Source organism: Magnetococcales bacterium (genome assembly GCA_015231755.1).
GTDB lineage: Bacteria > Pseudomonadota > Magnetococcia > Magnetococcales > Magnetaquicoccaceae > Magnetaquiglobus.
In genome coordinates this window covers 19492-33541 of record JADGAZ010000029.1, presented here as the reverse complement: position 1 = coordinate 33541, position 14050 = coordinate 19492, and the positions used below count along the sequence as shown (strand labels likewise).

The 14050-nt window shown below is 59.9% G+C and carries 11 protein-coding genes; 10 read left to right on the top strand and 1 reads right to left on the bottom strand.

Annotation, left to right across the window (positions count from 1 at the left end; genetic code table 11):
• Positions 1 to 117: 117 nt before the first annotated feature.
• Positions 118 to 570 carry a CopD family protein gene (locus HQL98_15295; GenBank protein ID MBF0273413.1) on the bottom strand — a complete coding sequence of 151 codons (453 nt, stop codon included), beginning with the start codon at positions 568 to 570 and terminating at the stop codon, positions 118 to 120.
• Positions 571 to 1298: 728 nt separating this feature from the next.
• Here HQL98_15295 and HQL98_15290 point away from each other — a divergent pair.
• From HQL98_15290 to HQL98_15245, 10 genes are all read left to right on the top strand, one after another.
• Positions 1299 to 1997: a cyclic nucleotide-binding domain-containing protein gene (locus HQL98_15290; protein MBF0273412.1), complete on the top strand. Its 699-nt coding sequence runs from the start codon at positions 1299 to 1301 to the stop codon at positions 1995 to 1997.
• Positions 1998 to 2073: 76 nt separating this feature from the next.
• Complete coding sequence (gene rsmD / locus HQL98_15285) at positions 2074 to 2661, top strand: 16S rRNA (guanine(966)-N(2))-methyltransferase RsmD (GenBank protein MBF0273411.1); 588 nt, start codon at positions 2074 to 2076, stop codon at positions 2659 to 2661.
• 15 nt (positions 2662 to 2676) lie between these two features.
• Positions 2677 to 3180 (top strand): pantetheine-phosphate adenylyltransferase, encoded by a 504-nt coding sequence (gene coaD / locus HQL98_15280; protein MBF0273410.1) that lies wholly within the window; start codon positions 2677 to 2679, stop codon positions 3178 to 3180.
• Positions 3177 to 4493: a tRNA (N6-isopentenyl adenosine(37)-C2)-methylthiotransferase MiaB gene (miaB, locus tag HQL98_15275; protein ID MBF0273409.1), complete on the top strand. Its 1317-nt coding sequence runs from the start codon at positions 3177 to 3179 to the stop codon at positions 4491 to 4493. The genes coaD and miaB overlap by 4 nt, the downstream gene beginning before the upstream one ends.
• A gap of 75 nt (positions 4494 to 4568) precedes the next feature.
• Positions 4569 to 5591: a PhoH family protein gene (locus tag HQL98_15270; GenBank protein ID MBF0273408.1), complete on the top strand. Its 1023-nt coding sequence runs from the start codon at positions 4569 to 4571 to the stop codon at positions 5589 to 5591.
• Between the two features lie 42 nt (positions 5592 to 5633).
• The gene (locus HQL98_15265) at positions 5634 to 7970 is read left to right on the top strand and encodes an HDIG domain-containing protein (GenBank protein ID MBF0273407.1); all 2337 of its coding nucleotides are present in this window, start codon (positions 5634 to 5636) and stop codon (positions 7968 to 7970) included.
• Entirely contained in the window at positions 7918 to 8397 is a 480-nt protein-coding gene (ybeY, locus tag HQL98_15260; GenBank protein MBF0273406.1) for an rRNA maturation RNase YbeY, read from the top strand. The genes HQL98_15265 and ybeY overlap by 53 nt, the downstream gene beginning before the upstream one ends.
• Positions 8398 to 8404: 7 nt before the next feature.
• Positions 8405 to 10000, top strand: coding sequence for an apolipoprotein N-acyltransferase (gene lnt / locus HQL98_15255; GenBank protein ID MBF0273405.1), 1596 nt, complete (start codon positions 8405 to 8407; stop codon positions 9998 to 10000).
• 505 nt (positions 10001 to 10505) lie between these two features.
• On the top strand, positions 10506 to 12503 hold the full coding sequence (locus tag HQL98_15250; protein MBF0273404.1) for a secretin N-terminal domain-containing protein: 1998 nt from the start codon (positions 10506 to 10508) through the stop codon (positions 12501 to 12503).
• Positions 12504 to 12547: 44 nt separating this feature from the next.
• A partial coding sequence (locus HQL98_15245; protein ID MBF0273403.1) for a PEGA domain-containing protein occupies positions 12548 to 14050 on the top strand: 1503 nt, incomplete at its 3' end.

Here is a 14050-nt window from a genome sequence, read left to right as displayed (position 1 = left end):
TCATGCTTGGTTGAATATTTGTTATCTTACCTGGCAACAAGTCCAGGATCAGATTTCGGATCAAGTCTGGGAGCAGATAGAGGAGCTACTGCGATGACTAAGGAATACAGATGGGGATTACCAGTAGCGTCCCGCCCCGGCTGCGACGAAGGTGATCAGGCCGAGGATCAGATTGATCAGGACGATTTTGCGGATGCGTTCGATGTAGAGGCCGGTTTCCGGAATCAGGAGTTGTTCGGCCATGCGGCGCATGGGGCGGTAGGCGCGGAAATAAAGCACCAGAAACAACCCGATCATGCACCAGCCCACCCCTTCCATGATGTGGATGTGGAGGCCCAAGCCGTTCATGCCGCCAAAGCCGGCGAAAATCATCCAATAGCCGGTGACCGGCAGGGTGATCACCGCCCCCCAGACCACTACCATGAACCGTTCCAGCACCCGAGACCACAGGCCGACCCGCACCGGAATTTCCAAAGCGAGGGTGGCGGGGCGCAGGATCAACAGCGCGAAGAACATGCCGCCCACCCAGAGGGTCGCGGCCACGAGGTGCAGGAGAAGAGCGATTGCCATGGTTGCGATAATCTTGAAGATGGTCGTCAAGTGTTGGAAATGAGCCTGGACCCATTGTGCATGGTTTTGCCACGGCATGCAATTGTTGATTATGGATTTTTGTGGTGTTCCGAGTCGTGGGGAGAGGCGGCGGAGGGGTGGAGTTGGGATGCGGTGGGGAGACGGGGTGAGCGGGAAAAAGAGTGGGGAAGGGGCAAAAAGTCCTTGCACGGGGGCGTCGGATATGTCACTATTTGTTACATGAGTTGCTGGTATAGTAATTGCATCCCCTAATCTTCAATCGGTTTCGTGCCGAAAAGGGGATCGTGACCGTTGCAAGTCATGGTGAGTTGTCCGGATTCCGGGGCTGGATAGCGTGCGAGACGGGTCTCCCTTCTCGGCGCTCCAGCCCTCCGGATCCGCCTTCCGATTTTTTGTCCGGTTTTCCCGATTTTTTCCACGTTTTGAAACCCGTTTTGAAACCGTTAATCGATTGGCACGCGACAGGCCCGTGGTTTTGGTCGTCGATTGCCATCGCGCCCTGATTCGTGATGAGCGTTGCGTCATGTGTCACGCATGGCACGAATCGGGGCGTTCCATCGATAGGGTGAAGCGTTTTTTTTCGTTCACCCGGGTGAATGGATGGTATGGAGTCTGTTTTGTCTGTTCTTGCGCCCGGAATGTGCTATTATGGAACTGGGGATCCCTCAAGGGGGTCAGGTTTTCACACGGATCGAAGGCAGATCTCAATGCGTGAGATCGCGGGTTTGACTGCGAGTGATTTTCTGCTGATTTTTCAGCAAGTTGACTTCTTTGATCCCTTCTCGGACAAAGAACGTGAGGCATTGGTGGAACGCCATGCCCATGTGGTCGCCTACGATGTTGGGGAATACCTGATCCAGGAAGGCAGTTCCGAGGAGCGCAGTCTTTTTCTGTTGCTTTCCGGTGGGGCCAGCGTGGTCAAACAGGGCGCCAGCATCCCGTTGGCCTCCCTGGTTCCGGGGGATTTTTTTGGCGAGGTCGCCTTTCTCACTGCCCGCCCCCGCACCTCCAATGTCATCGTGCATCCCCCCAGCATCCCCTTGAGCGCCAACCCCACCATTCCCAATCTCCTGGATCTCGGTCTGCCCACCGAAGTGGCCATGGCCACGGCCACGGTGTTGCGATTCGACCCGGAATTGATGCCCGGTTTGGGTTCCATGCTGCGCATCAAACTCAAGGACCGGATCATTCAGCACCTCACCCGGCGGGTGGATCGGATGCATGCCAAGGTGATCCGCCTCACCGGCCAGGATCCCATGCTCAGTGTGGACCCCGAACTCGTCGAACAACTCCAGGATAGCCATCACCAACACGCCCTGGACGAACGGGAACGCACCAAGGATCGCCTGATCGAACAGTTGGCCGCCTTCCTCGATGAACTCAATCACGCTCTGGTGGCTTATTGAAACCCTGTTTCCATGGTGTGGATCGGTCGGAAAGATCCCGTGTCTCCTCTGCGGCCTTCAGCCCGGATGACGGGGCATGGTAAGGGTCTCCGGCGGCAGTCTGCGGGGCAAACGGGTCGAGACTCCCCCGGATGAACGGGTGCGTCCCACCACCGGACGGATGCGGGAGACCCTGTTTTCTATTCTGGGCAGTCGTCGATTGGATGGGGCATGGGTGCTGGACCTGTTCGCGGGCAGCGGCGTGCTGGGCATCGAGGCCTTGAGCCGGGGGGCGCGGGGTGCTTTTTTCGTGGAGTCTGATCCCGTTGTCGCCACCTTGATCCGGGCCAATCTGCTGGGATGCGGGGTCGAGAATGCGGGGGCGGTGATCGGAGAGTCGGTGTTGCGGCCCGGTCTGGACCGGATTGTGCATCAGGTCGGCCAGACCCGCTTCGGACGCTTCACGCCGTTTGATCTGGTATTTCTGGATCCTCCCTACCGGCATGGACTGGTGGCTTCCACCCTGGCCATGCTGGCGGATTCCGGAATGCTGATCCCCGGGGCCGTGGCCGTGGCCGAACATGAAGCGGGTGGTGTGGGAAAAGAGGTTTCCCCTGTATGGCGTCCGTTGCAGAATCGGCGTCATGGGGAGACCCAGATTTCGTTCTGGCAATGGAAGGGTTGACCACGGAAGGGGGGTATGAACAGAATCGCGGTATATCCGGGGACATTCGATCCCGTGACTTTTGGCCACCTCGACATCATCCGTCGCGGTGCCTTGCTGGTGGACCGACTGGTGGTGGCGGTGGCGGTCAATACCGAAAAACAGTTCCTGTTCACCAGTCAGGAGCGTATCGATTTCATCGCCGACGCGGTACGCACCATTCCGGGTGTCGAAGTGTGTCAAATGGATGGACTCCTGGTGGATTTTGTCCAGCATCTGGGAGCCGGCTTCGTGCTGCGGGGATTGCGGGCGGTGGCGGACTTTGAATACGAATTCCAGATGGCCGGCATGAATCGTAAACTCAACCCGGATGTGGAGACCGTGTTTCTGGTCTCCGGTGAAGAGACCATGTTCCTGTCGTCGCGACTGGTCAAGGAGATCGCCGGCATGGGGGGAGACGTGAGCCGTTTCACGCCACCGGGGGTGATTCCCGAATTGCGTCGTCGCATGATGGCGCGCCTGGGACGGGGGCCGGGTTGAAAAACCTCTACATCAAGAATTACGGCTGTCAGATGAATGTCCACGACGCCGCCCGTATGGAGGCGTTGCTGCGCGACGCCATGGGCTATGTCAGCGTCGAAGAACCCACCGAAGCCGATCTGATCATCCTCAATACCTGCCATATCCGCGAAAAAGCCGCCGAGAAGATTTTTTCCGAACTGGGACGCCTGCGCAAGATGGTGGAAGGCCGACCGGTGATCTTCGCGGTGGGGGGATGCGTGGGGCAGGCGGAAGGGGATAACATTTTTCGTCGCGCTCCTTTTGTCAGTCTGGTGTTTGGTCCGCAGAACTATCATCGCCTGCCCGCCATGCTGCGAAAGCTGGAACGGGAAGGGGGACGCATCGGCGATCAGGAGGAGTCCGTGGACTCCAAATTCGATGCCCTGCCCGCCATCACCGCTCCCGGTCCCATTGCCTCGGTGGTGGTCCAGGAGGGGTGCAACCGTTTTTGCGCCTATTGTGTGGTGCCTTTTACCCGGGGGCGGGAGTGGAGCCGTCCGGTGGAGGCGATCCTCGACGAAACCGCCGGCCTGATTGGGGCCGGAGCCCGGGAAATCCATCTGCTGGGTCAGAATGTCAACGCCTATCAGGCCATGGACCGCCATGGGGTGGTCCACGATCTGGCGCTGCTGGTGCGGCAGGTGGCCCTGGTGCCCGGCGTGGAACGGATTCGTTTCGTCACCTCCCATCCGGCGGACATGAACGACGATCTGGTGGATGTCTTCGCCCAGGTGGAGTCGTTGTGTCCCTATTTGCATTTGCCGATCCAAAGCGGGTCGGACCGGGTGCTGGCCCGCATGGAACGGGGTCACACCGTGGCCGAATACCTGGGCTGGATCGACAGGTTGCGTCAGGTCGCCCCGGGCATCGCCCTGGCTTCGGATTTCATCGTGGGCTTTCCCGGTGAAAGCGAGGAGGATTTTCAGCAGACCCTGGATCTGGTGCAGCGGGTCGGATTCGATCACGCCTATTCGTTCGTGTTCTCCTCCCGTCCTGGAACCGTGGCCGCTGACATGGAGGATCCTGTGCCGTTGGAAGTGGGGCAGCACCGTCTGGCCCGTTTGCAGGAGGTGCTTCAGGCCATCCAGTTGCAAAAGAATCTCGCCCGGGTGGGGTGCGTGGAGGCGGTTTTGGTGGAAGGTCAGGCCAAACGGGGTACCGGTGAATTGACCGGCAGAACCTTGCATGGTCGTACCGTCAACTTTCCCGGCGATCCCGGCTTGATCGGTCACGTGGTGTCCGTGATGGTCACCGAAGGATTGCCCAACTCCCTGCGGGGACGGCTGGCCTGAATGTCCACACCCCCGGTTGCGTCCCGAGCGACGAATTCATTTCAGAATCCTCCCCGTTCAACCGTAAATATTCCCATGCCTGCCGCTGCTCCCGTAGTCGAGGAGGAGCGGGTCGAAGGGGAGTCCCGACTGCTCACGTTGACCTTTCCGGACAACCGTTTGGCCGCCGAGCTTTTCGGGGCGTTGGATTGCCATTTGCGTCTGGTGGAGGAGCGTTGGCAGGTGGCCATGCATCCGGTGGGCAATCGGGTTACCCTGATCGCCCCTCCCGAAGCGGTGGACCAGGCGCGACAGTTGCTTTTGGCCCTGTATGTCGCCCTGGAACAGGGGCAGAATGTGGACCTGGCGCGGGTGGAGGCCGGCATGATGGCGATGGAACTTCCCGAAGGGGCTGCGGATCCATTATTGTTACAGGCGGTGTTGCGCACCCCCTTGCGGGAGATTCATCCCCGCACCCCGCGACAGGCGGAATACCTGAAAGCGTTGACACGGGCGGATGTGGTGTTCGCCATCGGTCCGGCTGGGACCGGCAAGACCTATCTGGCGGTGGCGGCGGCGGTCCTGGATTTCATCGAGGGGCGCACGGCGCGGATCATTCTCACCCGTCCTGCGGTCGAGGCGGGAGAACATTTGGGATTTCTGCCCGGGGATTTGCAAGAGAAGGTGGATCCGTACTTGCGCCCCTTGTATGATGCGTTGCATGACATGCTCGGTTTCGAGAAGGTGGAACGGATGTTGAGCCGCAATCTGCTGGAAATCGCTCCTTTGGCCTACATGCGGGGCCGCACGTTGACCGAAGCCTCCATCATTCTGGACGAGGCGCAAAATACCACGGTGGAACAAATGAAGATGTTTCTCACCCGTCTGGGGGAGGGATCGCGGGTGGTGGTGTCCGGGGATGTCACCCAGGTGGACCTGCCCGCCAACCGGCGTTCCGGTCTGGCCCATGCCGTGGAGGTGCTCAAGAAGGTGGAGGGAATCTCTTTTGTCTGGTTCACCCATCAAGACGTGGTGCGACACCCCCTGGTGCGTCGGATCGTCCAGGCTTATGAGGAGGCCGCCTCCCGTGAAGGGATGGCGAGGGGAAGGATGGCATGAACACAGTGCGTCAATTCAATGTCCGGCTGATACGAGGACACCATGGGGCCTGAACGCGAGAAATGGGTGGATCGCCTGCGGGGTCGTCCCGTGGATGGCGCAGGCCTGCTCTCCCTGACGGTTTTGTTTGATCTGAGCATGTTTGTTTTGCTGGTGGTCCTGCTCACGGTGATTTTTTCGCCGGTGGTGTTGCGACCCTTGTATTTGCCCCAGGTGGGGGATATCGCCACCCGTGACATCAAGGCGGATCGGGATTTGCTGGTCGAAGACGCGGAAACCACCAAGAAGCGGCGTCAGGAAGCGGCCACAGCGGCGGTTCCGGTGTACGACTGGGATCCGGGCATGATGGAAACCGTGGCCCGGCGTATCGGCGAGCATTTGAAATGGCTCGAAGATGCTCGGAGTGCCACCCCCCGTCCGGATCGGGACCGGATGCGGGATGCCTTTTTTGAGCGGCTTGAGGATGTGGTGGATGAAAGTGCCTTCACCGCCATGTTGGGCATGAATGAATTGGCCGGCCTGGCCACGGAAATTTCCACTTGGCTTTCCGAACACAATCAGATTCGGGTGGTGAGTGGACCGGAGGTACTCAACGATCTGGCCAACAACTCCTTTGTGATCCACGCCATGGGAGACGAGGCCAATCGGACCACCGCCGGGAGTGGAGCCACCGGGCTGATGGATCTGGTGGGTATGCGGCGCATGCTGGAAAAATCGGCGGAACAGCGTCTGGCCCATCTCCCCGAGGCGGTGCGCAAATGGATACTGGATCAGGTGGGCATTTATATTCGTCCCACCCTGGTGCTGAATCTGGCGGAAACCAAAATGCGTCGGGATCAGGCGGCGGCGGTGGTGGATCCGGTTTTTTATCGGGTGCGCCGGGGCCAGATGGTGATCCAGGAGGGGGCCGAGGTCACCGATGCCGCCCGGTTGAAAATCGATGCGTTGAACCAGAACCGTTGGACCGGAAAAATGGCCCTGAACATCATGGGGCTGGCCATGGCGTTGTTGTTGTTCATGTGGCTGGGACGCAAGTTCCTGCTCACCACCTCGATGGATTTCCCCAAGGATCGCAAGACCCTGTATATCCTGGGCACCATTTTGCTGGTCACTTCTTTGTTGTCCAGCCTCACCTTCACCATCGGCCAGGGACTGGCGGAGATTTTCGGGTGGCCGGCCCGGATGGCGGCTTATCTGCCTTTGGCCGCTTTCGGATCCGCCATGGCCTCCTTGACCATCGGCGCCCGGGCCGGGATTCCCGGTGGTGCCTTGATGCTCGGCGCGATCTTGTCGTTTCTGTGCGCTTTGGAGTCGGATGGGGGGTTGCCGATCTTTTTGTATTTCATGGTGGGATCCTTGGTGGGTGGGGCCAACCTGCGGGTGTGCCGCAAACGTTATGACGTGTTGATCGCGGGTTTCTGGATCGGATTGTCCCAGGCGATCACCGTGCCCGCCGTGGAACTGCTGTCGGATCGCAGCCCCTCTTGGGACTGGATGCTCGGGGCGGGAATGGCCATGACCAGCGGCATGCTGATCGGGCTGTGGGGGTTGGCGTTGATTCCGTTGTTCGAGTTTTTGTTCAACATCACCACGGATTCCCGGTTGCTGGAGCTGGCATCCGGAGATCATCCCCTGCTCAAGAGCCTGTCGTTGCGCAGTCCCGGCACCTATCACCACTCGGTCATGATGGGCAATCTGGCGGAGGCCGCGGCGGAAAACATCGGCGCCAATCCCCTCATGGCCCGGGTCATGGCCCTGTATCACGATGTGGGCAAGATGAACAAGCCCCATTATTTTGTCGAAAACCAGTCCGGGGAGAACCGGCATGATCATCTCTCTCCGTCCATGTCGGTGAAGGTGATCCAGGGCCACGTCAAGGATGGGGTGGAGATGGTGCGGGAGTACAAGCTGGGCGGTCCCATTCTGGAGGCGGTGACCACCCATCATGGCAACTCCTTGTTGCAGTATTTCCACAATCGTGCGGTGAATCAGGCCGCCAAGCGGGGCGAGAAAATCTCCGAGGCGGATTTCCGTTATCCCGGTCCCAAGCCCCAATCCAAGGAGGGGGGCATTTTGATGATGGCCGACTCCGTGGAGGCCGCCGCCCGTACCCTCAAAACCCCCTCTCCGGCCCAGATCCAGTCCCTGGTGGCCCGTATCGTCGCCTCCAAGATTGCCGATGGTCAGTTGCAGGAGTGCCGTTTGACTTTACAGGAAATCGCCCGCATCGAAGAGGCTTTCACCCGGGTTTTGACCCTGGGCTTTTATCACCGCCGGATCGAATATCCGGATCAGATCAAAAAACGCACGGAAGGAGCCCGTCAACATGTCGGCCACGGTCCTGGTAAACCTGTCCTCTCCCCTATGGCCCGAGGCTGAAGAAGAACGGGTCGCCCGCGCCGTGCAGGCCACCCTGGAGGTCGAAGGACGCACCTCCGGCGAGATCGAAGTGGGGGTCTTGCTGACGGATGACGCCGAATCCCGGCAACTCAACCTGACTCATCGGGGATTGGATCGCCCGGCCAATGTGTTGTCTTTCGCCATGGAGGACGGGGAGGAGTTCCCGGATCCCGAAGGGGGGCCGGAGCTGTTGGGGGATATCGTCATCCCGTATGAGACCACCTTGGCGGAAGCCAAGGAGCTGGGGGTGACGGTGGAAAACCGTTTGATCCATCTGGTGGTGCATGGGGTGCTGCATCTGTTGGGCTATGACCATGAACGCTCGCCGGAAGAGGCGGAGCGTCAGGAAGCCCGGGAGATCACCGTGCTCGCCCGCCTGGGAATCGCCAATCCCTATGAGGTTTGATCGCTCCATGTCGCGCCTGGTCGCCTGGATCAAACGCCGCACCACCATCGAGCTGGTGGCGGCTTTGTTGGCGGGTGGCGTGTCGATGTGGGGTCTGCCCCCCGCGCCCACCCCGTTGCCCACCATCTTGGGTATGGCCCTGTGGTTGCGTCTGCTGGAAGGGACCAGACCCCGACGGGGGGCGTGGCTGGGTTTCGCGTTCGGACTGGGTCATTTCGTGCCCGGTCTGGCGTGGCTGTGGAGCAGTCTGCATGTTTTTGGCAAGATCCCGTCGCTGGTGGTGGTCTTGATGATTTTTGGTCTCGCGGCGATCTTGGCGGGTTATACGGCGTTGTTCGGCGCGTTGTTGCCCCGTCTGGTTTTCCGGCCTGTGGTGTTGCCGTTGGCTGCCGGGGCGCTGTGGGTGGTCACGGAGTGGTTGCGCGCCCATGTGTTCAGCGGTTTTCCCTGGAACCTGATCGGTTATGTGTGGGATGGCGCGGAACCGGTGGTGCAGATCGCCGATCTGGGTGGGGTCTATCTGCTCTCCGGGTTGACCCTGTTTCTGGCTGGAATGGTGACGCTCCTGACCCGACCCGCGGCGTGGCGTCGTTGGCCGATGCCCGTTTTTGCGGTGGTGGTGAGTGCCGGCGTGGTGGGGTCCGCCTGGTTTTATGGTCAGGAACGGCTCCAGGAGTTGGCTTCCGCCCGGTCATCCGCAGGGGCGCCCCAGGAGATGCGGGTGGCTTTGGTCCAAGGCAATATCGCCCAGGATCTGAAGTGGGAGCCGGCCCGTCAGAAGGAGTGGTTGAACCGTTATCTGGATCTAACGGCGGCGCTGGAGCGGTCCGTGGATCTGGTGGTCTGGCCCGAGACGGCGGCGGCTTTTTTTCTGCAAGCCGCGCCCCGGGAGTTGGACGCGATTGTGGCGGTCAGTCGGGGCCTGAACGCTCCCATCCTCACCGGTGCCCCCATGGCGGACAAGGATGCCCAGCGGGAGTGGTCGTTTTTCAACAGCATGGTCCTGATCGGCGGCCAGGAGAGCGGAGACTTTCTCCACCGCTATGACAAGCACCATCTGGTTCCTTTTGGCGAATACATTCCGTTTCGTTCCCTGGTGCCCAAATCGATGCATAAATTGACCCATGGCGCCAAGGATTTCTCCTCGGGTCCCGGTCCCGCGTTGCTGGAATGGGGCATGGGGGCGCTCGGGCCGTTGATCTGTTATGAGGTGATCTTTCCGGACGAGGTGCGGGAGTTGGCCCACAAAGGGGCCCGCTGGCTGATCAATGTCACCAACGATGGCTGGTTCGGAGAGTCGGCCAAGCCGCAACATCTGGCCATGGCCCGGATGCGGGCCGTGGAAAACCGCTTGCCCATGATCCGCGTGGCCAACTCCGGGATTTCGGCTGTGTTCGATGCCGTGGGTCGGGAACTCGGTCGCATTCCCTCCAACGTGCAGGGTGCCATGGTGGTGGCGGTGCCCCCGGGTGAAGGAGAGAGCCTCTGGAGCCGGCATGGTCATCGGTGGATCTGGGTGTGGAGCGGGTTGTGTCTGCTGCTTTGGGGGGTGGGGCGGATGTCGGGATTCCTGGCCCGGGTGGCGCTTCCCCCGGAAACGTGACCTTCACAATCCACACCGTCTCCACAAAGCATGCCTGAATCATCCGCCGGGACCACAGATCCAACGCGGTGAGATGCGGTCGGAAGAAGTAATGATAATAGTAATTTTTTTAATCCCCCCCCGATGCCTATGCCTTCCGGCCCCTCTTTTTGTTTCTTTTTTCAGATGTGTTCCCCGCAGGTGCGTTTGTTTCCGATTGCGTGATGTGAGGGGGTGCCCTGCAAGCTCATCCCCTCTCTTTGGAGCCGTGCGTCACCGGAAAACGGCTCCGTGGCGTGGTCGGGTGATTTTGCGGGTTTTTTGGTCTGGTTGGAATCTTTATTGCATCAATGCAGCATGGTTCCTCAAAGAGGGCCGGAAGATTGAGCGCGTTTGGTCGGCTTGGGAAATTGCAAATTAACATATGTTCGTTTTTTGCTGGAGTTTGCATGTCAGTCAAAACCATGACGATGAAGCGCACTTGTTCCCGAACCCTGTGTGGTTCCGTTGAACTGGGAGAGTTGTGATGTTCTGGCGTGCCCATATCATGCGTCTGCTGCTGGGGGGGATGTTGTTTTTGTCCACCTCCTGCGCCCTTCCGGGGCGGTCGGCGGATGAGATGAATGATGGCATGTTCGCGACGGGAGAACCGGCGGAGTTTCAGTCCAGTTTTGATTCCATCCAGGAGGTGGTCAAACCCAATCTCAGGAAAAATCGGGAGGAGTCCAAAAAAAGCGAAGAGGTGCCCCCCATGGTGTTCGAGGAACTGCTTGGGCAGGATGCGTCGGTGGAGTCGATGGCTTCCCAGCGTCCCCCCGTTGCTACCCAGGTGCGGCGTTTGGATGTGAATGTGAGCGGCGTCAATGCCCGGGATTTTTTCATGAGTCTGGTCCAGGACTCCCCGGGGGTGAACATGGTGGTGCATCCCGACGTGAAGGGTCAGATCTCCCTGGAATTGAAGCGGGTCACCGTGGATGAGGTGGTGGAGGTGGCGTGCGAGATGTATCAATTCGACTGCCATCCTTTTGCCGAACACGGGAATGGGAACATTCGGGGTTTCAAGATCTATCCGTGGCGGCTGGTGACCAAGACCTATCGGGTCGATTTCCTGCCGGTGAAGCGGGGAGGGCGGACCGATACCCAGGTCAGTTCCGGCACCGGCAAGGAGTCCACCACCACCAGCAAGGAAGGCAACAAGTCGAGTTCCAAGAGCGAGTCTCAAAGCAGCGGCTCTTCGGTTGAGACCACCTATGGATCGGATTTTTGGCATGATCTGGAATTGACCATCCATTCGATCCTGAAAATGGATCAGGTGGCGGATACCGCCAACAAGAGCGGTGACAATAAGAGTGGTGACAACAAGAGCGGTGGAACCGAATCCGAATCCGGCGCCGGGCAGGAGAACAAGGACAAAGCCGACAAGAAAAATCAACAGACCGTGTCGGTCTCCGGGAATGCCGGCCAGGATTTGAAGGGCGTGATCGTCAACCGTCAGGCCGGGTTGGTGACGGTGCGGGCTTTTCCCAAGGAATTGAGCGAAATTGATGCCTTCCTGGAGGATTTGCGTTCGAGAAGCCAGCGTCAGGTGATTCTGGAGGCCAAGATCATCGAGGTGGAACTCAACGATGGCTTTCAGTTCGGCATCGACTGGTTGGCCATCAACAAGGGACTGGGCAGCGATCGGTTCGCGCCGCTGTCCTCCGAGCCCAGCGGCGGTCGGACTTTCGTGAGCAGCATGTCCGAACAGATGGTTTCCGCCAGCAGTGACAGTTCGACGGTATTGAATCTGAATCCGTTGTTCACCAAGGGGTTTGTCGCCTCCCAGACCGGAGCCGGATCCCCGTTCAGTCTGGCGTTGCGGGCGCATGATTTCACGACTTTTCTGGGTGTGTTGCAAAAACAGGGCAAGGTGCAGGTGTTGTCGAGTCCCCGGATCGCCACGATCAATAATCAAAAGGCGGTCATCAAGGTGGGTGAGGATGGTTTTTTCATCACGGGCATGAACACCGGCAGTGCGACCCCCAGTTCCAGGGGTGACACATCCATTCTGGTGGATCCCACGCCGATCTTCACCGAAATGTTTACCGGTGTCGCCCTGGATGTGACGCCTCAGGTCGGTGAAAACGGCATGGTGACCTTGCATGTCCATCCCATGGTACGGACCGTGCAAGACAAGGAGAAGAATTACAAGATCAACGACAAGCCCCAAACCGTGCCCCTGGCCCAGAGTACCACCCGGGAGACCGACAGCGTCATCCGGGTGGGTAGCGGAGAGTTGGCGGTCATCGGCGGATTGTTGAAAAAAGAACATCGCATGGATGTGGACAAGTTGCCGCTTTTGGGGGATCTGCCGGGTGTGGGGGCGTTGTTCCAGAAGTCCAGGGAGACCTGGTACAAAAGCGAGATGGTGATTTTGATTCGTCCGATTGTGGTGGATGTGCAGCACGATTGGGGGGACGAGCGGAAAAGAACGGCCGAACGGATTGGTGGCATGCGCAGGGATGCGCGCATTTGGAATCCTTGAAAAGTGTTTGGATGGATCGCTGCGGCGTGAAGGAGTCAAGAACCGTGAGCCTGATGATACAGATGTTGAAAAAAGCGGAGCAGGATGGGGTGGAACGGCTTGAATCGACACCGGGTCCGTTTGGACACCCGCATCACGCGTCGGTGCCCAGACGCAGTTCCTGGAGCGCCTGGGCCGGATGGGGTGTGGCCGCCGTGGTGGTGCTGTTCGCCGGTCCAGTGATCGTGGAAAAGTGGTATGTGAAGGGGAATGTGACCCCGGTGTCGTCCCTGGCGGATAAAAGGGTCGAGACCCGTCCCCTCGCGGCCAACTTGGGTACGATTCACGCGGTGAGCGAACCGCCGGGAGCCGGGGTGCTGCTGGATGGTCGGTTTGTGGGGGTGACGCCTTTGCGGTTCCAGTGGGACAGCGGAGCGGTGACGCTGACGCTGAAAAAGAACGGATTCCAGGATCTGACCGCTCCTGTGCAGGTGGACGTGGCCAAAGAGGTGGATTTCCGGGTCACCTTGCAACCCGAAACCCTGCCTGCGGTGGCCAATTTGCCCAAGGTGGCGCCTCCTTTGCCTGTGACGGCTGCGGTGGTTCCGGCGGCAGCCAAGGCGGAAGCGGCCTCGGTGCCGCCGTTGCCCGGGGCGGCTGCCGCGGGATCGGTTCCTGTGGCGGCCATTCCGGCGGGAGAGGATCCGGATGCGGATGCGCCCCTGAAGTTGGCGGGGGTGATTCGTTATCCTCCCGAAGTCAAGCTCGCGGATGCCGCCAAGGGTGGGGAATCGGCCAGAGACGAGAACAAGCCCAAAAAGACCGCCAAGTCCGCCAAGCCTTCCAAGGCCCATGCCGGGGAGGGAGAGGGGGCGACGGTGCCGGTTCAGGATGTGCGGGAGATCGCCAAGGATCCGGAACTGGCGTCCTTGTTGCGTCAGCCCGACTCGTCTCCTTCGGATCAATTGAATTTCGCCTATTCCATTCAGATGTCGGCCTATCTGGATCGGGACAGCGCGATTCGCAACGCGGCCTTGTGGCGCAAACGGGGGTATGACGCCTATGTGCTGGAGTTGTGGGGGGTCAAGGATCCCACCCGGCTGTGGCAAAGCGTGCGGGTGGGCCGGTTCAATGATCTGGTCAAGGCCCGTCTCGCCCTGGAGGCGTTGAGACGCCAGGAGAAGATATCGGGTTTTTATGTGGCCCGCAGCGACTCCTTCACGCCTCCCGAAGGGGCCGCGCCGATCCAGGCGGCCAAGATCATTCCCATAACCGGTCCGGATAACGTGGCGCGGGTGGATGGCGGTGCCGCTGCGGGGAAGGGATCCGTTCTTTCTGTGACCGCTTCCGCCCCGGTGGCGGATGCCTTGCCCGCACCCATGACAGGAGCCGGGAAGGAAAGTGCCGCGGAGATGGACCGGATGGAGACGGCTCCCGTGGATTCCCTGTCTGTGACCTCGGTCCCGTTGCCGCTTTTGGCCCCCACGCCCCGCCGGGTCGAGGCCAAACAACAGCCGAAGCCCGAGTTCAAGGCGGAGAGCAAACCGGAGCCGAAGCCCGAGTTCAAG